The 20,463-nt window shown below is 72.1% G+C and carries 10 protein-coding genes; all 10 read left to right on the forward strand.

The window, feature by feature from the left end:
• Positions 1-2,592: condensation domain-containing protein (locus OO69_RS12375; RefSeq protein WP_158713376.1), on the forward strand; the 2,592-nt coding region annotated here is incomplete at its 5' end.
• A gap of 144 nt (positions 2,593-2,736) precedes the next feature.
• Positions 2,737-12,225, forward strand: a complete 9,489-nt coding sequence (locus OO69_RS12380) for a non-ribosomal peptide synthetase (protein ID WP_051800955.1) — start codon at positions 2,737-2,739, stop codon at positions 12,223-12,225.
• Positions 12,226-12,232: 7 nt separating this feature from the next.
• Complete coding sequence (locus tag OO69_RS12385; protein ID WP_033280611.1) at positions 12,233-13,399, forward strand: cytochrome P450; 1,167 nt, start codon at positions 12,233-12,235, stop codon at positions 13,397-13,399.
• A gap of 26 nt (positions 13,400-13,425) precedes the next feature.
• Entirely contained in the window at positions 13,426-13,668 is a 243-nt protein-coding gene (locus tag OO69_RS12390) for a ferredoxin (RefSeq protein ID WP_033280612.1), read from the forward strand.
• A gap of 86 nt (positions 13,669-13,754) precedes the next feature.
• Positions 13,755-14,309 (forward strand): hypothetical protein, encoded by a 555-nt coding sequence (locus OO69_RS12395; RefSeq protein WP_033280613.1) that lies wholly within the window; start codon positions 13,755-13,757, stop codon positions 14,307-14,309.
• Positions 14,306-15,628, forward strand: coding sequence for a peptidoglycan-binding protein (locus OO69_RS12400; RefSeq protein WP_051800956.1), 1,323 nt, complete (start codon positions 14,306-14,308; stop codon positions 15,626-15,628). The genes OO69_RS12395 and OO69_RS12400 overlap by 4 nt, the downstream gene beginning before the upstream one ends.
• Entirely contained in the window at positions 15,625-16,347 is a 723-nt protein-coding gene (locus tag OO69_RS12405) for an ABC transporter ATP-binding protein (protein ID WP_033280614.1), read from the forward strand. Before OO69_RS12400 ends, OO69_RS12405 begins: the two co-directional genes overlap by 4 nt.
• Positions 16,344-17,600, forward strand: coding sequence for an ABC transporter permease (locus OO69_RS12410; protein ID WP_078652395.1), 1,257 nt, complete (start codon positions 16,344-16,346; stop codon positions 17,598-17,600). Before OO69_RS12405 ends, OO69_RS12410 begins: the two co-directional genes overlap by 4 nt.
• Before the next feature lie 310 nt (positions 17,601-17,910).
• On the forward strand, positions 17,911-18,135 hold the full coding sequence (locus tag OO69_RS12415; RefSeq protein WP_033280615.1) for an MbtH family protein: 225 nt from the start codon (positions 17,911-17,913) through the stop codon (positions 18,133-18,135).
• 70 nt (positions 18,136-18,205) lie between these two features.
• The gene (locus tag OO69_RS12420; RefSeq protein ID WP_234444417.1) at positions 18,206-20,317 is read left to right on the forward strand and encodes an ABC transporter ATP-binding protein; all 2,112 of its coding nucleotides are present in this window, start codon (positions 18,206-18,208) and stop codon (positions 20,315-20,317) included.
• The last annotated feature ends 146 nt before the right edge of the window (positions 20,318-20,463 follow it).

Below are 20,463 nucleotides of genomic sequence, written 5' to 3' on the forward strand. Positions count from 1 at the left end.
ACGTTGGCGATCGCCTCGTCCGAGGAGCGGCAGGACGGTGCTGCCCTCGCCGCGATGATCGACTTCAACGGCGTCGACAGCGCGAGTGTGGTGCCGTCGCTGCTGGGAGCCCTTGAGCCGAAGTCGGTTGCGGGGGTGGGGAATTGGGTGCTGGGCGCGGAGCGGTTGGAGGCTGGTCTCGCGACGAAGTGGCGTGCGGGCGCCAGGGTTTGGAACACCTATGGCCCGACGGAGGCGACCGTAATCACTACAGCGGTTCTGCTGGACGAGGGCATAACGGGTGAGGATGCGCCGCCTGCGATCGGCCGCCCGCTGCCCAATATCCGTACGTACGTGTTGGATTCCTTCCTGCGGCCTGTTCCGGTGGGCGTGGCGGGGGAGTTGTACATCGCGGGAGACGGTCTGGCCCGTGGCTACATCGGCCGCTCCGACCTGACAGCGGAGCGGTTCGTGGCGTGCCCGTTCGGTGACGGCACGGGGCGGATGTATCGCACCGGCGACTTGGCACGCTGGACTTCGGACGGGCAGCTGGAGTTCGTGGGGCGTGCCGATGCGCAGGTGAAGATCCGGGGGTTCCGGGTCGAACTCGGCGAGGTTGAGGCGGTGTTGGCCGCTCACGCGCAGGTGCAGCGGGTCGCGGTGCTGGCGCGAGAAGGTCGGCTGATCGGATACGTCGTCGGTGATGCGGACGGCGAGGCGCTGCGGGCCTTCGCCGCCACCCGCCTCCCGGAGTACATGGTCCCGTCGGCGGTCGTCGTACTCGACGCGTTCCCGCTCACAGTCAACGGCAAGATCGACCGCTCGGCCTTGCCGACACCGGAAGCCGCGGTGAGTGCCGGTCGGGCTCCGGAGACTCCTGCCGAGAAGGTGTTCTGCGCCCTGTTCGCTGAGGTGTTGGGGCTGGAGGAGGTCGGGGTCGGGGACGGGTTCTTCGAGTTGGGCGGCGATTCGATCATGTCGATGCAACTCGCGTCCCGGGCCCGTGCCGCAGGGTGGACCGTTTCGCCGCGGCAGGTGTTCGAGGAGAAGACGCCGGAACGGTTGGCGCTGGTGGCGGTCGCGGTGTCCGGCGGGGCGGCGGGGCAGAAGTCGGACACGGGTGTCGGGGAGGTGCCGTGGACCCCGGCGATGCGATCGATGGGTGCGCACGCGCTGCGGGGCGAGTTCGCGCAGTGGACGGTGATCGGTGCGCCGGCCGGGCTCGGTGTCGACGTACTGGCGTCAGGTGTGGGCGCGTTGCTGCGGGCGCACGGGATGCTCCGGGCCCGGACCGGGAGCGACCTTCGGACGCTGACGGTTCCGGAGGCGGCTGGGATCGACGCGTCCGGGCTGGTGGTCCGGGTGGATGCCGTAGGCCTCGCCGAGGATGAGGTGGACCGGGTGGCGGTCGAGGCCGCTCGGCCCGCGGTCGGGCGGTTGGATCCGGCGGCCGGGGTGATGCTGCAGGTGGTGTGGGTGGATGCCGGGCCCGAGCGGGTCGGTCGGATTGTGCTGGCCGCTCATCACCTGGCGGTCGACGGGGTGTCGTGGCGCGTTCTGGCGCAGGATCTGGGAACCGCGTGCGAGGCGGCGGCCGTTGGCCGACGACCGGTCCTCGAACCGGCGCCGACCTCCTTCCGCACCTGGGCACGGGAGTTGGAGCGGTCGGCGGAAACACCGCAGCGGGTCGGGGAGTTGGCGAACTGGGTCGAACTGGTGCGAACCGCCGGTGAGCCGCTGATCGGCCGTCGCGCGCTGGACCCGGCCGTCGACACGGTTGCGTCGTTGCGACGTTCTTCGTGGTCGGTTCCGGTGGGTGAGGCTGCGGTGCTCGTCGGTGAGGTGCCGGGCGTGTTCCACTGCGGGCTGCACGAGGTGCTGTTGGCGACGCTGGCCGGTGCGGTGGCGGGGTGGCGGCCGGGCTTCGGGGCTGAGCCGGGTGGGTTCCTGGTGGAGGTCGAGGGGCACGGCCGTGAGCCGTTGTCGGAGGGGATGGATCTGTCGCGGACGGTGGGCTGGTTCACCGCGGCCTATCCGGTACGGCTGGACGCCTCAGGTGTGGATCTGGCGGAGGCTACGGCCGGTGGTGCGGCGGCCGGTGCGCTGGTCAAACGGGTGAAGGAGCAGGTGCAGGCGGTGCCCGGGGACGGGCTCGGATATGGCCTGTTGCGTCATCTGAACCCGGAGACCGCGTCGGTGTTGGAGGGTCTGCCGGTGCCGCAGATCGGGTTCAACTACCTGGGCCGGTTCGCGACCGCCGGTGGTGCCGGGGCGAGGTCGGCCGAGCCGTGGCAGTCGGCCGGGGACACCGCCGTCGGTGGTGCCGCCGATCCGGGCATGCCGGTGCCGCACGCGCTCGACGTGGGCGCCGTGGTGGCGGACACCGTGAACGGGCCCGAGTTGACGCTCACCCTGAGCTGGCCCGAGGCGCTGCTGGACGAGGCCGACGTACAGGAGCTGGGGCTGGCCTGGCTCGGGCTGCTGAACGGTCTCGCCGCGCACACCGCCGACCCGTCGGCCGGTGGGCACACCCCCTCCGACTTCTCCCTCCTCGATCTCGACCAGGACGAAGTCGACGATCTGGAGGCCGAGTTCGCCGACGACCAGCTCTGATTCCGGGCCACTGCCACTCGGCCTTCGTCCCCCCCGACCTGTGACCACCGCTCACTGCCGACCACCCCCCCCACAGCTCCGCCCGCACCGCTCTGTCCCTGCCGCCGAACCGAAGTTGCGAACCGCTGTGAGGAGACGTACGCGATGACCCGGACCCGGACCGCCATCGAAGACATATGGCCGCTGTCGCCGCTTCAGGAGGGGCTGCTGTTCCACGCGTCCCTCGGGGGCGAGGCCTCCGACGTGTACGCGGGCCAACGGGCCCTGGCCCTCGACGGACCGCTCGACGTGGACCGTCTCCGCCGTTCCTGGGAGGGCCTGATCGCCCGCCACGGGACCCTGCGGGCCAGCTTCCGCCGGCGCAAGTCGGGTGAGGCGGTGCAGGTCATCGCGCGAGAGGTGGAACTGCCGTGGCGTGAGGTCGATCTGAGCGGCCTGCCCGAGGCCGATGCGGAGGCCGAGGCGGCCCGGTTGTCCGGGGCTGAACTGTCCGTCGGCTTCGACGTCGCGCGGGGTCCGTTGCTGCGGCTGCTGCTGCTCCGCCTGGGCGATCGGCGTCACCGGCTGGTGCTGACGACCCATCACATCGTGCTGGACGGCTGGTCGTTGCCGATCCTGGTGAACGAACTTGAGGTGGTCTACAGGGCGGGCGGTGATGCCCGGGCGCTGCCCGCGATCAGGTCGTACCGCGACTACCTGGCCTGGCTGGGTCGTCAGGACCGGGAGGCGGCGCGGGCTGCGTGGCGGGAGGAGTTGGCGGGGGCGGAGGAACCGACCCTGGTCGTGCCCGCGAACCCGGCCCGGCTGCCACTCCGGCCCGAGACGGTACTCGGCGAGTGCGACGCGGAGTTGACGCTGGCGCTGGACGACGTGGCCCGTCAGGGCGGCGTGACGATGGCGACGGTGGTGCAGGGTGCGTGGGCTGTGGTGTTGGCTCGGTTGTCGGGGCGTCGGGATGTGGTGTTCGGGACGACGGTTGCCGGCCGGCCGGCGGATCTGCCGGGTGCGGAGTCGCTGATCGGGCTGTTCATCAACACCCTGCCTGTACGGGCTGAGTTGGCCGGTGGTCTGTCGGTGGCGGGGCTGTTGTCCGAACTCCAGGCCCGGCAGGTGAGCTTGATGGGGCATCAGTACCTCGGGCTGGCGGAGATCAAGCAACTCGCCGGTCCGGGCGCCGAGTTCGACACACTCGTCGTCTACGAGAACTACCCGCACTCCGCCGCTCCGGCACCGTACGACCCGGACACCCTTGTCATCGGGCCGGGCGGCGCACCGCAGGACGCCAGCCACTATCCGCTGGGGCTGATCGTCATCCCGGGCGAGCGGATGGAACTCCACCTCGACTACCGCCCCGACCTGTTCGACCGGACCCGTGCCGAAAGCGTGCTGGCCTCGCTGGTAAGGGTGTTGGAGCAGTTCGCGGCGGACCCGAGTCTTCGACTGAGCGACATCGATCTGCTGGATGAGGCGGAACGGACCGTAGTCGTCGAGGAGTGGAACGCCACCGCGCGGGATGTGGACGCGTCGACGGTACTGGAGCGGTTCCGTGGGTGGGCGGTGCGGACGCCGGACGTTACTGCGCTGCGATCTCGGCAACACGCCTTGTCCTACGGCGAGTTGGATGCGCGGTCGGATGCGTTGGCTCGTGGGCTGATTGCCCGTGGGGTGGGGCGTGAGTCCCGGGTGGGTCTGTGCTTGCCGCGTGGGGTCGAGATGGTGACCGCGATGTTGGCGGTGTGGAAGGCGGGCGGTGCGTACGTTCCGCTGGATCCGGAGTATCCGTCCGACCGGTTGCTGTTCATGGTGGCCGACAGCGGTGCGGAGTTGGTCCTGGTGGCTGAGGAGACCGTAGACCGGTTGTCGGCTGACGTGGAGACGTTGCTGCTGGGCGAGTTGGGGGCCGACTCGGGCGACCTGCCGGAGGTTGTCGGTGGCCAACTGGCCTACGTCATTTACACATCAGGGTCCACCGGTCGTCCGAAGGGCGTGGCGGTGGCGCATGCCTCCGTGGCGAACCTTGCCTCGGCGATGGGTCCCGTACTCGGCGTGGAGTCCGGTGTCGCGGCTCTCCAGTTCGCGTCGTTCAGCTTCGACGCGGCGGTGCTGGACGTGGCCGTGACCCTCGCTGCCGGAGGCACGCTGGCGATCGCCACGACCGAGGAGCGGCAGGATCCGTCTGCTCTCGCCGCGATGGTCGAGGCGGCCGGTGTGGTCACGGCGAGCGTGGTGCCGTCGTTGCTGGGAGCCCTGGAGCCGAAGTCGGTTGCCGGGGTGGGGAATTGGGTGCTGGGAGCGGAGAGGTTGGAGGCTGGTCTCGCGGCCCGGTGGCGTGCGGGTGCCCGGGTGTGGAACACGTACGGGCCCACCGAGGCGACCGTCATCACCACCGCCGTTCTGCTGGACGAGGGCATAACGGGTGAGGATGCGTCGCCTGCGATCGGCCGCCCGCTGCCCAACGTCCGTACGTACGTGCTGGATTCCTTCCTGCGGCCTGTTCCGGTGGGTGTGGCGGGGGAGTTGTACATCGCGGGAGACGGTCTGGCCCGTGGCTACATTGGCCGCTCCGACCTGACGGCGGAGCGGTTCGTGGCGTGCCCGTTCGGTGACGGCACGGGGCGGATGTATCGCACCGGGGACCTGGTCCGCTGGACGTCGGGCGGGCAGCTGGAGTTCGTGGGGCGTGCGGACGCGCAGGTGAAGATCCGTGGGTTCCGGGTTGAACTCGGCGAGGTCGAGGCGGTGTTGGCCGCTCACGCGCAGGTGCAGCGGGCCGCGGTGCTGGCGCGAGAAGGTCGGCTGATCGGATACGTCATCGGTGATGCGGATGCCGAGGACGTACGGGCCCTCGCCGCCACCCGCCTCCCGGAGTACATGGTCCCGTCGGCGGTCGTCGTACTCGACGCGTTCCCGCTCACCGTCAACGGCAAGATCGACCGCGCCGCCCTCCCCGCCCCCGACCTCGGAGCGGGCGGTTCCCGGGGTCCGGAGACGCCGACGGAAGAGGCGTTGTGCGCGCTGTTCGCGGAGTTGCTCGGGCTGGCGGAGGTCGGGGCGGAGGAGAGTTTCTTCGGGCTGGGCGGCGACTCGCTGCTGGTGATGCGGTTGATCGCGCGGATGCGGGCGGAGTTGGACGTGTCGGTGGGGGTCCGCGAGGTGTTCGCGGATCCGACGGTGGCCGGGGTGGCACGCCTGGTCGACGGGGCCGGGGCATCCGACGGCGCGCCGCTGCGCCGCCGGGAACGTCCGGAGCGGGTGCCGCTGTCGTACGCGCAGCAGCGGATGTGGTTCCTCAACCGGATCGAAGGCGCCGACGGCGACGGCGAAGGGGCCGCCGCCTACAACCAGCCGTTCGCCCTGCGGCTGTCGGGCCGGCCGGACGTGGCGGCGCTGGAGGCGGCGCTCGGTGATGTGGCGGACCGGCACGAGAGCCTCCGTACGGTCTTCCCGGATGTGGAGGGCGTGCCGTACCAGGAGATCCGCGAGGGGGTCGAGGGCCGGCCCCGGCTTCGGGTCGTCGAGGCCGGCGAGCGCTGGCGGGAGGTGATGGCGGAGGAGACCGGGCGGGGCTTCGACATCGGGGTCGAACTGCCTTGGCGGACCAGCTTGTTGAGGGTCGCGGAGGAGGAGTGGGTGCTGCTGCTGGTGTCCCATCACATCGCCTCCGACGGCTGGTCGATGGGCGTCCTGGCGCGGGACCTCAGGACGGCGTACCGGTCCCGGCACGGCGGTCGCCCGCCGGAGTGGGAGCCCCTGCCGGTCCAGTACGCGGACTACGCGCTGTGGCAGCGGGAGGTGCTCGGCGAACTGGACGACCCGGACAGCGCGGGGGCCGGTCAGATCGCGCACTGGAGGCAGGCGCTGGCCGGGGCGCCGCAGGAGACGGCGCTGCCCTTCGACCGCCCGCGCCCGGCGACGCCGTCGTTCCGCAGTGGTTCGGTGCCGGTCGGGGTGGACGCGGCGACGCATGCCCGGTTGGCGGAGCTGGCCGCCCGGAGCGGGGCGACCATGTTCATGGTGGTGCATGCCGCGCTGGTGGTCCTGCTGGCGCGGATGGGCGCCGGGGAGGACGTCTGCATCGGCACACCCGTGGCCGGGCGCTCGGACGCCCAACTGGAGGAGCTGGCAGGGTTCTTCGTCAACACCCTCGTGCTGCGTACAAACTTGGCAGGGGATCCTTCGTTCGCCGAGATCCTGCGGCGGGTGCGTGAGTCGGACCTGTCGGCGTACGCGCACCAGGACGTGCCGTTCGAGCGCCTGGTCGACGAGCTGAACCCGGCGCGCTCCGCGGCCCGAAACCCGCTGTTCCAGGTGATGTTGGCGCTTCAGAACCTCCCCGAGGCGCGGTGGGACCTCGACGGCCTGACCGTCGAGGCGGTTCCGCCGGCACAGGCCCCCGCGGCCCGCTTCGATCTCTCCCTGTCGTTGAACGAGCGCCGCTCCGCCGGCGGAGCCCCGGCCGGGCTCGGCGGCGGGATCCTCTACTCCGCGGATCTCTTCGACGAGCGGACCGTAAGCCGCCTCGCCGAACGCCTGGCCCGGGTGCTGGAGCAGGCCGCGGCCGACCCCCAAGTCCGGCTGGGCGAACTGGAGTTGCTGGACGCGGCGGAACGGTCCGCGGTCGTCGAGGAGTGGAACGGCACGGCGCGGGATGTGGACGCGTCGACGGTGGTGGAGCGGTTCCGTGGGTGGGCGGCTCGGACGCCGGATGCGACCGCGTTGTGGTTCCGGCAACAGGCTTTTTCCTACGGCGAGTTGGATGCGCGGTCGGATGCGTTGGCGCGGGGGTTGACCGCCCGTGGGGTGGGTCGGGAATCCCGGGTGGGTCTGTGTCTGCCGCGTGGGGCCGAGATGGTCGTGGCCATGTTGGCGGTGTGGAAGGCCGGTGGCGCGTACGTCCCGCTGGATCCGGAGTATCCGTCCGACCGGTTGCTGTTCATGGTCGCCGACAGCGGCGCTGAGTTGGTGCTGGTCGCGGAGGAGACCGTAGACCGGTTGTCGGCGGACGTGGAGACGGTCCTGGTGGGCGAGTTGGGGACCGACTCGGGTGTGCTGCCGGAGGTCGTCGGTGCTCAACTGGCGTACGTCATCTACACATCGGGGTCGACCGGTCGCCCGAAGGGTGTGGCGGTCGCGCATGCCTCCGTGGCGCACCTGGCGTCGGTCATGCGTCCCGTCCTCGGTGTTGAACCCGGCCTGACCACGCTGCAGTTCGCGTCGTTCAGCTTCGACGCGGCGGTGCTGGACGTGGCCGTGACCCTCGCCGCCGGGGGCGCGTTGGCGATCGCCTCGCCCGACGAGCGGCTGGACGGTGCGGCGCTCGCGCGCATGGTCGAGGCGGCCGGGGTCGAGGTGGCGAGCGTGGTGCCCTCGCTGTTGCGTGCCCTGGAGCCCAAGTCGGTTCCAGGGGTGGGGAATTGGGTGCTGGGCGCGGAGCGGCTGGAGGCTGGTCTCGCGGCCCGGTGGCGTGCGGGTGCTCGGGTGTGGAACACGTACGGGCCCACCGAGGCGACCGTCATCACCACCGCCGTTCTGCTGGAGGAGGGCATCACCGGTGAGGACGCGCCCCCGGCCGTCGGTCGGCCGCTGCCCAACGTCCGTACCTATGTGCTGGACGCGTATCTGCGGCCCGTGCCCGCGGGTGTCACCGGGGAGCTCTACATCGCCGGTTCGGGTCTGGCCCGGGGTTATGTCAACCGGGCCGAGCTGACCGCGGAGCGGTTCGTGGCCTGTCCGTTCGGTGACGGTGAGCGGATGTACCGCACGGGTGACCTGGTGCGGTGGCTGCCCGACGGCGACGGCAATCTGGCGTTCGTGGGGCGGGCGGACACGCAGGTGAAGATCCGCGGGTTCCGGGTCGAACTCGGCGAGGTCGAGGCCGTGTTGGCCGCTCACCCGGACGTCAGGACCGCAATCGCGACGGTGCGTGAGGACCGGCCGGGCAATCCGCGCCTCGTCGGCTACGTCCTGTCGGCCGACGCGGAGGGCGGGCGGGGTGTGGAGACCGGGAGCGTGCGCGAGTACGCCGCGACCCGCCTCCCGGACTACATGGTCCCCTCCACCGTCGTGGTCCTCGACGCCCTGCCCCTCACCGTCAACGGCAAGGTCGACCATGCCGCGCTGCCCGTCCCGGAGTTGGACGACGGCGCCTCGGGTCTCCGGGCCCGGACCGAGACGGAGGCGCTGCTCTGTGCGCTGTTCGCCGAGGTGCTGGGCATCGACCGGGTGGCCGCCGACGGCAACTTCTTCGACCTGGGCGGCAACTCCGCGCTGGCGATGCATCTCGCGGGCCGGATCCGGTCGGAGGCCGGCGTCGACCTGGACATGAAGCAGTTCTTCAGCATGCCGACGCCGATCGGCGCGGCGCGCATCCTGGCCCTCAAGGAACGGCCCCCGGTGGTCGCGGTCGAGCACGAGGGCGGTGTGGCGCCGGCGACGGCCGGGCAGCGGCTCGACTGGCGGCGCGCCGCGGCCAACCCCCGGACGCGGGCCCTGCAGTCGTCCGTCGCCCTGCGCCTGCGCGGAGAACTCGACCGCGAGGCCCTGCGGGCGGCGCTGGCGGACGTGGCGGCACGGCACGACATCCTGCGGACGGTCTTCGCCGAGACCCCGGACGGCGGACTGGTCCAGCGGATCCTGGACGCCGACGACCCCGCCGCCGTTCCCGCCCTGCCGCTCGTCGCGGTGACCGAGGAGGAGCTTCCCGCCGTCCTCGACGACCACGCCGACCGACGGTTCGACCTCGGCAGCGAAACGCCTTGGGCGTCAACCCTGTTCGCGCTCTCCGACACCGACCATGTCCTCCTGCTCGTCCTCCATCGGATCGGTGCCGACGACGTGTCCAGGGACGCTCTCGTACGCGATGTCGCCGTGGCGTACGGCGCACGCCGCGAGGGCCGTGCCACCGAACGCGCGCCCCTGCCGCTGCAGTTCGCGGACTACGCGGTGTGGCAGAACAGGCAGCTCATGGAGACGGAGGGGGAGGCGGGCGCGAAGGAGGGCGGGGCCGGCGACCAGATCGCGTACTGGAAGGAGATGCTGGCGGACGCGCCGACCGCCACCGTCCTCCCCACGGACCGGCCGCGGCCCGCACGGCCCAACCACCGGGCCCGCTCGGTGCCGCTGCGCGTCCCGGCCGCGACGCACGGCCGCCTGATGGACGTGGCCCGGCCGCTCGGGGCGACCTCGGCGGCCGTCGTCCACGCGGGTCTCGCGATGCTCCTCGCCCGGATGGGCGCGGGCACCGATCTGACGGTCGGTGCCGTGACGCAGCGACCGGCCGCCGGCGGTGAACTCGAGGCCGCCATGGGCCCGTTCGCCGGGTTGCTGCCGCTGCGCACCGACGTCTCGGGCGACCCGACGTTCCGGGAACTGCTCGGCCGTGTGTGGGAGACCGCGGGGGAGGCCGACGTACGCGGGGACGTCCCGTTCGCGCGCATCGCCGAGATCCTGGGCGTCGCGGGTGAGGCGCCCGGGGATCCGCATCCGCTCTTCCAGACCGTCCTGGACGTACGGGAGGACACCGCCGAGAAGTGGGACGTCCCGGCGTTCCCGGGGCTGAACGCCTCGACGGTCGACCTCGGCGCCCCGGCGTCCGGGTTCGATCTGTCGCTCCGGCTGACCGACCGCTACCGGGACGACGGCGGACCGGGCGGCCTCGACGGCACGCTGGACTACGCCGAGGAACTGTTCGACCGGGCCACCGCGGCCCGTCTCGCGAAGCGGCTCGTCCATGTCCTCCAGCAGGTGGCGGTCGATCCCGAACTGACCCTGAGCCGGATCGACATCCTGCTCGGCACGGCGGAGTTCCGGCGGCTGACCGAGGAGTGGAACCTCGGCGCGGCCCGGGTCCCGGACGGCACCGTCCTCCCGGCCTTCGCCGAGTCCGCGGCCCGTGACCCGCGAGCCGTGGCCGTCCGCGACCGGGACGGTCACCTCACCCGGCGCTCCCTGGACCGGGCGGCGGGTTGGCTCGCCGCGCGGCTGGACCGGCTCGGGGCCGGTGCGGGCGGTGTCGTCGTGGTGGCGGCCCGGCCCGGTACCGGCTGGGTGGTCGCCGTGCTCGGGGTGCTCAGGTCCGGTGCGGCGTGCCTGATCGCGGACCCGGACGATCCCGCGGGCCCGCTGGCGGCGGCCGCCGCGCTGGGCTGCGAATGCCCGGCCGCGTTCGTCCGGTCCGGCGACACCGCCGTACCGGGGGCGGGAACGGTGCCGGTGCTGCGGGTGGAGGACGCGATCCGGGCCGGGAACAGCCGGCTGCGCCGCACCGCCGCGGTCCGGGAGCCGTCGCCGTCCCAGCCGGCGGTGGTACTCCCCGTGGAGGCACCGGACGGCACTCTTGTGGGCGAGATGCTGGACCACCGGTCCCTGCTCGGCCGGGTGATCGACCGTCAGGCCGCGTCCCCTGCGGCGGGACCGGCCGACGGCGCGGTCCGTGTGGACGCGGGCGCGCCCGTCGCCGAGCTGCTCGTCGGGGTACTGGCCGCGCTGCGCGGGGACGGCACGGTCGACGTCGTACCCACGGCGGAGCGGCCGGGACGCGAGACCGCGCGGGCCGTCGTCCCGCTGCCCCGCACCGCGCGCGCCTACGTCCTCGACGCCTGGCTCCGGCCGGTCCCGGCCGGGGTCGCAGGCGACCTGTACGTGGCGGGCCCGTCCCTGGCCCGCGCCTACGCCGGCGCGCCGGCCCGTACCGCGGGCAGTTTCGTACCCGACCCCTTCGGACCCGGTGGCGACCTGATGCTGCGCACCGGCCGGCGCGCCGCGTGGACCTCCGACGGACTGGTGGAGCCGCGCGCCGCGGACGACGGCGGCGCCGACCTGTCGGCACCCCGGCGCGCCGGACGCCGACGCGACGACCTCGACGTACTGCTGGCGCTACGGCCCGGGAACTCCCGCCCGCCGCTGTTCTGCCTGCACCACAGCACGGGCCTGGCCTGGTGCTACTCCGGCATCCTCCAGCACCTTCCCGAGGACCTTCCGGTCTACGGCCTCCAGACACCCGCCTTCGCCGGCCGCGGGGCGATGCCGGACAGCATGGACGCGATGGTGGCCGGACACGTCGAACGCATCCGCGCGGTGCAGCCCGAGGGGCCGTACCAGCTGCTCGGCTGGTCCTTCGGCGCGGTGCTCGCCCAGGCCGTCGCCACCGCGCTGGAGGAACAGGGTCAACGGGTCTCGCTGCTGGCGCTGCTGGACGGCTTCCCGGGCGGACACCGGGAGGCGGAGACCACGCACGCGGAGGACGGCGACGGGGTGGACCGCGAGGGACGCGTCGTGCTCAGCGGCCCGGAGGTTGGGGCGCCGCTGGCCGACGCCTTCACCCGCGACATGGAGAGGACCAAGCAGCACATGATCGGGCTGGAACGGCGGCACACACCCCGGCGCTTCGGCGGTGACGCGCTGCTGTTCCTGGCCACCGAGGGCGGTCTGGCCCAGATGTCCCTCGACGAGAAGCGCACGACCTGGGCGCGGTACATCGCCGGCCGCGTCGACAGCGTCGAGGTCCCCGCCGACCACATAGGGCTGCTGTGGGCCGAGAGCGCCGGGGTCATCGGGCGCGCGGTCACGGAACGGCTCGTACAGCAGCGGTTCACGTCGGACACGTTGGACACATCGGACACGTCAGAGAGGTAGAACGCGCATGACGCAGTCGTTCGAGCTACAGGTCGACAAGCGCCGGAGCCTGCTGGACCCGGTGCCGGAACTCCTGGAGATCAGCGCGCGGGCGCCGCTGTCCAAGGCGCCCGGGGGAATGCCCGGCTGGATCGCGACCGGCCGTGAGGTGGTGCGGCAGATCCTCGGTGACTCCGAGCGGTTCTCCAACGTGCCGCCGCCGGAGCCCGGCGGCCGCAAACTCGACCAGCACGAGGGCAGCCTGCTGCACATCGACCCGCCGGAGCACAGCCGGCTGCGGCGGCTGGTGGCGCCGCTGTTCACGGTGCGGCAGATGCGGCGGCTGGAGCCGATGATGGAGCGGATCGTCGCGGACCACCTGGACGTGCTGGAGCGGGCGGGTCAACCGGCCGACCTGATGCGGCACTTCGCCCGGCCCGTGTCCGGCCTGGTCCTCGCCGAGATACTCGGGCTGCCCCGCGACGACCTGCCCGAGCTGTCCCGGCTGAGCGACTACCGGGCCGCCGGGCACAGCGCCCGCCGGAAGCCGGCGGCGACGGCGTACTTCAGGCACTTCGAGCAACTGGTAGCCGAGCAGCGCCGTAACCCGGGCGAGGGTCTGGTCGGCTCGCTGATCCGGGAGCACGGGGACGGGGTGACGGACGAGGAGCTGGCCGGACTCTGCGAGGGCATCGCCAACGGCTCGATCGAGAACACCGCGGAGGCCATCGCCCTGGGCACCCTGGCCCTGCTGCTCCATCCCGAGCAGCTGGCCCTGTTGCGGGAACGGCCCGAGCTGATGGACCGGGCCGTGGAGGAACTGCTGCGCTACGTCTCGGTGGTGGCCGTCGTCTCGCCGCGCACGGCGCTGGTGGACGTGGCGATCGCCGGCGAGGTGATCAAGGCCGGTGAGGTGGTGTCGTGTTCGGTGCTCGCCGCGAACCGCTGCCCGCACGGCGGCGGTGTCGCGGACGGGCTGGACATCGCGCGGGAGGAGTCCGCCAACCACCTGGCCCTGGGCCACGGCAACCACTTCTGCCTGGGCGCGGGGCTGGCGCGTGTGCAGATGCGGATCGCCTTCGCCGGGCTGCTGGAGCGGTTCCCCGGCCTGCGGCTGGGCGCCGGGGTGGAGGAGCTGCGGTTCCGGCTGCTGGCCCCGCAGTTCGGCATCGAGACGCTTCCGGTCGCCTGGTGACGCCGGGGGCCGGAGCGGACGGGGGCGTGGCGCTCGTCGGGATCCGGGTGGACCGCGACAGCTGCGCGGGCTCGGGGGTGTGCGCCCTGTTCGAGCCCCGGTACTTCGACCAGTCCGAGGAGGACGGCCTGGCGCTGCCGCGCGTCCCCGAGGCGGCACCTGAAGCGCTGCCGAGGTTGCGCGCGGCCGCGGCCCGCTGCCCCGCCGGCGCCATCACGCTGGTGGCGCCCGACGCGCGGGAGAGCGCTGCCGGGGACCGGGCTGACTGAACGGTCGCGTGGGGCGCCCGTTGCAACCTCGGTGTGACCGGGTGCCCCGTAGAACTGGTGGTATGCCGAACACATTTCAGAAGCGTATGACCGGACCGGTCCTGGCGGTCCTTTCCGTGCTGACGGCCGGAACAATGCTCGCGGGCTGTTCGTCGGACTCGAAATCGACCGACGCGTCCGACGGCAGCCAGAGTTCGTCGAATTCTTCGGGCGACTCCTCCAATTCGGCCGTGGCCTATTCGCAGTGCATGCGCGACAACGGCGTCTCGAATTACCCCGACCCGAAGGAGGACAGTCAGGGCCGGGTGCAGCTGACGGTCCCCGCGGACATCGACCAGAACTCCCCGACCTTCAAGTCGGCCCAGTCGGCCTGCCAGTCGAAGCTGGTGCAGGGCGACACCGGCGCCGCCGCCAACAGCCGGTCCTTCGACGCGACGAAGGTCGCCGCGTGGGCGAAGTGCATCCGCAAGAACGGCATGCCCAACTTCCAGGACCCCAAGGTCGACGGCAGCACGATCATCATCGACGCCGACGCGGCCGGTATCTCCGGGCAGGACGACCCCAACTTCGCCAAGGCCACGGCCGCTTGCTACAGCATCCGGCCCGGCGGCAGCCTGATGGTCACAGGAGGGGGGCAGTGAGCGGTCGCGAGGAGGGGACCGTGGAGACGGCCCCCGAGAGTGCGGCGGACGTCCCGGGCGGTGAACTGGAGCCCCGGGCCGCGGCCCTCGCCTCCTTCGACGGGAATGGCGGTGCCGTGGAGCAGCCGCCGCCGGAGGGCAACCGCCCGCGCCGCCGCGGGATGCGCATCGCCCTGATCGTCGCGTGCGCCGTGGTGGTCGCCGTGGCCGCGGCCGGCGCCGCCTCGGGTGTGTTCGGCGGCGGGGACGACAAGACCGAGGCGACGGCGCCCTCCGGCCCGCCCGCCACGACGCAGGTGAAGCGCACCACGCTGACCAGCTCCCAGACCGTGGACGGACAGCTCGGGTACGGCGACACCGCGGCGGTCCAGGCCCCGGGATCGTCCGGCTCGGCGCAGTCCGGCGGGTCGGCGCAGGGCGGTGGCGGGGCCGGCTCCGGGATCGTCACCTGGATGCCCTCGGACGGCGACACCGTCACCCGCGGCGAGCCGGTCTACAAGGTCGACCAGCAGTCGGTGCCGCTGCTCTACGGCTCGGTGCCGCTGTACCGGACGCTGAAGCCGGGCAGCACCGGCAGCGACGTCAAGATGCTGGAGAAGAACCTCCGGGCGCTCGGCTACCGGGGCTTCACGGTGGACAGCACCTACGACTACTCCACGGCCGCCGCCGTCGAGAAGTGGCAGGACAAGCTCGGCCGTTCGCAGACCGGGGAGGTGCGGGTCGGTGACGCGCTGGTGGCCTCCGGCGCGCGGCGGGTCGCCAAGGCGGAGCTCGCCGTCGGCGACACCCTCGCCGGGGACGTGCTCACTTGGACGGGCACCGACCGGGTGATCTCCGTCGACCTGCCCGTGCAGTACGCGGACCTGGCGAAGAAGGGCGGCGCCACGACGGTCACGCTGCCGGACAACACCACGGTGACCGCCGTGGTGACGGACATCGGCACACCGACCACCTCGAACGACTCCGCGCCCTCCGGCGGTTCGGGAGGTTCCTCCGGCTCCGGCTCCGGCTCCGGCTCCGGCTCGGGCTCCGCGAACGCGACCGTCCCGGTGGAGCTGAAGGTCAAGGACGCCGCGAAGATCGGCGCCTACCAGGCCGCCTCCGTCAGTGTCGAGTTCGCGTCCGAGACACGCGCGAACGTGCTGGCCGTGCCGATCAGCGCCCTGTTCGCGCTGCCGGGCGGCGGCTACGCGGTCGAGGTGGTGACCGGGGCGAAGACGGAGTACCGCGACGTGAAGCTCGGGACGTTCGGCAACGGCATGGTGGAGATCTCCGGCACCGGCATCACCGCGGGCACGGTCGTGGGGGTACCGAAGTGACCGTCGCAGCCCACCCGGTGATCGAGCTGGCCGGGGTCAGCAAGTCGTACGGCGATGTGGCCGCCCTGGTCGAGACGGACCTGATGGTCCACCGCGGCGAGATGCTCGCGGTCGTCGGCCCGTCCGGTTCGGGCAAGTCCACCATGCTCAACATCATGGGCACGCTGGACCGCCCCTCCTCGGGGACGGTGGCGATCGCCGGCCACGCCGTGGACTCCCTGAACGACCGCGAGCTGTCGGCGCTGCGGGCCGGCACCATCGGCTTCGTCTTCCAGCAGTTCCACCTCGCCGCCGGAGTCCCCGCCCTCGACAGCGTGGCGGACGGTCTGCTGTACGGCGGACGGCCGCGCCGTGAGCGGCGCCGGCTCGCCGAGGCGGCCCTGCGCCGGGTGGGTCTGGGGCACCGGCTCCTGCACGAGCCGCAGCAGTTGTCCGGCGGCGAGAAGCAGCGGGTGGCGATCGCCCGCGCGGTGGTCGGCGATCCGCCGCTGCTGCTGGCCGACGAGCCGACCGGCGCGCTGGACTCCCGCTCGGGGACGGTGGTGATGGAACTGCTCCACGAGCTGCACGAGGCCGGGACGACGGTGGTCGTCATCACCCACGACCGGGACATCTCGGCGTCCCTGCCGCGTGAGGTCAGGGTCCGGGACGGCCGGATCGAGCACGATTCGGGGGCACCGGGGCCCCGGGCCCTGGCGTACACGGGGGTGGAGCGATGAGTACGACGCAGTCGCCGCCGGCCGGCCGGGAGCGGCCCTGGGCCGAACTGCCCCCGCCGCCGCGGCCCCGGGCGGCCCGGCTGAGCCTGTCCGACGTGGCCCGGGTGGGCGGCTGGGGGCTGCGCTCGCGGCCCATGCGGGTCTTCCTCTCGGCCCTGGGCATCGCGATCGGCATCGCCGCGATGATCGGCGTGGTGGGCATCTCCACCTCGTCGACGAACGACCTGAACAAGCAGCTCGCCGCGCTCGGCACCAATCTGCTCACGGTCTCCCCGGGCACCACCATGACCGGCGCGAACGCCCATCTGTCCGACGACGCCGTCGCGATGGTCGCGAGTCGGCCGGAGGTGATCTCGGCCTCCGCTGCGGGGACCACGGACGCGAAGCTCTACCGCAACGACCGCATTCCGTCGGTGGAGTCCGGCGGGCTCTCGGTCAGCGCGGCGCGGACCGACCTGCTGCGGTCCATCGGCGGGCAGATCGTGGACGGCCGCTGGCTCAACGCCGCCAGCAGCCGTTACCCGGCCGTGGTGCTGGGCTCGGAGACGGCGCGCAGCCTCGGGATCCACCGGGCCGGCCCCGACGTGCAGGTGTGGCTCGGCAACCACTGGTTCACCGTGGTGGGTCTGCTGGCGCACAACGAGCTGCTGCCGGTCCTTGACACACAGGCCTTCGTGGGCTGGCCGGTGGCGGAGAAGGAGCTGGCCTTCGACGGCTATCCGACGACGATCTACACACGGGCGAAGGACGCGGACGTCGAGAAGGTGCACGGCGTCCTGGGCGCCACGGTGTCCCCGGAGGACCCCAACGAGGTCAACGTCTCCCGCCCCTCCGACGCGCTGGCCGCCAAGAACGCCACGGACAAGACGCTGAGCGGGCTGCTGCTTGGCCTGGGCGGGGTCGCCCTGCTGGTCGGCGGTGTCGGGGTGGCCAACACCATGGTCATCTCGGTGCTGGAACGGCGCTCGGAGATCGGGCTGCGCCGCTCGCTGGGCGCCACCCGGGGCCAGATCAGGATCCAGTTCCTCGCCGAGGCGCTGTTGCTGTCCGGGCTCGGCGGCCTGGGGGGTGTGCTGCTGGGCATCGGCGTGACCGACGGCTACGCCGCCTACCAGGGGTGGGCCGCCCTGGTGCCGCTGTGGGCGATGGCCGGCGGTCTGGCCGCGACCCTCGCCATCGGCGGACTGGCCGGCTTCTACCCCGCGGTCCGGGCGGCCCGGCTGCCCCCGACGGAGGCCCTCGCGACCAACTAGCGGGCGGCGACGGTGCCTTGACAGTTGACATCCGGACCGCGGCGCCCCTTGCCGTCCACCCCCGTGCGGCGGGGGCGTCGCACCCGGGGTCCGGTGTCCAAGTGCTCGGGTCGGTCGGTTGGACGCCCCTGTCGCGCGGGCGTCCGGCACGTGACACTGGTGACCCGACTGCACTCGTCCCAATTTAAACAATACCTATATTCACGGATCGCCCTTCGGGTTGCTCCTCGAATTGGTGAGCCTTGTTCGTCTCATTAGCGGCGGCTAAGGTTTTCTCATCCACCGAGGAATACGATTCGTGGGGGCGAATATGGCGAACCCGTTCGACGACGAAAACGGGACCTTTCTGGTGCTCGTGAACAGGGAGAATCAACACTCGTTGTGGCCTGCGTTCGCGGAGATTCCGAATGGCTGGCGACTCGCTTTCGGGGAGGCCACGCGCAAGGAATGCCTCGCCTATGTGGAGGAGAACTGGACGGACCTCCGTCCGCAGAGCCTCATCGACGCGATGAGGAAGACCGAGGCGGCCCACTGATGGCCGGCCAGACCGCGGCGACGCGACCCAGGGAGTACCTGTGGCCATGATGGGCGGGCCCGGACCGGTCATGGTCCGATCCGACGGGCCGGATTCCTCGAACGACAGACAGCGGGCGAAGCCCGGAACGACGAAAAGGATCATCCCGTACACCCGCGGGCACCGCCGCTCCATCGGCTTCCTCGTGGTCTGCACCACGCTGAACGCCCTCTGCGCGGTGGCCCCGCCCCTGCTCCTCAAGTACCTGATCGACGACGGCATCATGGCCCGGGACACCGGGACCGTGGTCTGGCTCGCGGCCGCGGTCGCCGCGGTCTCCGTACTGGCCGCGCTGGTGGGGTTCGGGGAGACCTGGTTCTCCGCCCAGGTCAGCGAGGGCCTGGTCTACGACCTGCGGGTGAAGGTCTTCGACCATGTGCAGCGCCAGTCGCTCGCCTTCTTCACCCGGGCACAGACCGGCGCCCTGGTGAGCCGGCTGAACACCGACGTGATCGGCGCCCAGCAGGCGGTCACCCAGATGCTCTCCACCGTGGTGTCCTCCGGGCTGACGGTCGTGTTCGTGCTGGCCACGATGTTCTACCTGTCCTGGAAGATCACCCTGATCTCCCTGGTGCTGGTCCCGTTCTTCATCCTTCCCGGCCGCCTCATCGGCCGCCGCCTGCAGGGCCTGGCCCGCCGGCACATGCAGGTCAACGCCGAGATGGGCTCGCTCATGCACGAGCGGTTCAACGTCGCCGGCGCGCTCCTCGCCAAGCTCTACAGCCGCCCGGACCGGGAGACCGCCCGCTATGCGCGGCTCGCCGCCCGCGGCCGTGACATCGGCGTCCGCAACTCGGTCTCCATGAAGATGCTCTTCCTGTCGACCATGTTCATCGGCTCGGTCGCCACCGCCGTGGTCTACGGCGTCGGCGGGGTGCTCTCCGTGCACGGCGCCTTCCGGATCGGCACCCTGGTGGCCCTCACCACGCTGCTCACCCGGCTGATGGCCCCGGTGGGCCAGCTGTCGAACGCCCAGGCCGACGCCATGACGGCGCTCGTCAGCTTCGACCGGCTCTTCGAGATCCTCGACCTGAAGCCGCTGGTCACGGAGAAGTCCGACGCGGTGGCGCTGCCGCCCGCCGCGACCCGTGACACGGCCCCCGGCGTCGAGTTCCGCGGGGTGTCGTTCCGGCACCCGAAACCCGCCGACGTCTCGCTGGCCTCCCTGGAGGACTTCGCCACGCCGGTGGCCGAGCGCGACGGCGACAGCTGGGCGCTGCGCGACCTCAGCTTCACCGTCCCGGCCGGCAAACTCACCGCACTGGTCGGCCCGTCCGGGGCCGGCAAGACCACCATCACCCACCTGGTGCCGCGGCTGTACGACCCGGAGGAGGGGACCGTCCTCATCGACGGCCGTGACGTCCGAGACCTGACGCTGGAGTCGCTCGGCGACACGGTCGGGATGGTCACCCAGGACGGGCACCTGCTGCACACCACCATCCGGGAGAACCTGCTCTACGCCCGCCCGGACGCCACCGAGGAGGAACTGGTCGTGGCCTGCCGGGCCGCGCAGATCTGGCGGCTCGTCGCCTCGCTGCCCGACGGCCTGGACACCATGGTCGGCGACCGCGGCTACCGGCTCTCCGGGGGCGAGAAGCAACGCGTCGCCATGGCCCGGCTGCTGCTCAAGGCCCCGCCGGTGGTCGTGCTCGACGAGGCGACCGCGCATCTCGACTCCGAGTCCGAGGCCGCCCTGCAGCAGGCGCTCAAGACCGCGCTCGCGGGCCGGACCTCGCTGGTCATCGCGCACCGCCTGTCCACCGTCCGGGACGCCGACCAGATCATCGTCCTGGACGAGGGGCGGATCGTGGAGCGTGGCACCCATGACGAACTGCTCGTGCTCGGCGGGCTCTACGCCGAGCTCTACCGCACGCAGTTCGCCCGGCCCGCGCTCGAGGACGAGAGCGATGTCGAGGGCCTGCCGGAGCAGCGGGTCCCGGAACCGGTGGGCCCCGGCGGCGGACCGGTCGTCTTCGGCCCGGGCGGTCCTGGAGGCCCTGGCGGTCCCGGCGGCCCGCGGGTGGTCGGCGGTCCCGGGATGGTCGGCGGACCGGGGATGGTCGGGCCCGGTCCCCAGCCGGTCGTGTTCGGTCCCGGTGGCCCCGAGGGCCCGGGCGGTCCGGGAGGCCCCCGAACCCGCTGACTCCCTCCACCGAGCGGTGCCCGCGACGCCTCCAAGGCGGCCGCGGGCACCGCTTTTGACATGTCGTCAACCCCCTATGCCCAGCCGCCGACCCACCGCCGGCAGGGGTTTCGAACGCATTGAGGGACTGTTACGTTCGGTCTTGT

The organism is Streptomyces sp. NRRL F-525 (assembly GCF_000716605.1).
Taxonomy (GTDB): domain Bacteria; phylum Actinomycetota; class Actinomycetes; order Streptomycetales; family Streptomycetaceae; genus Streptomyces.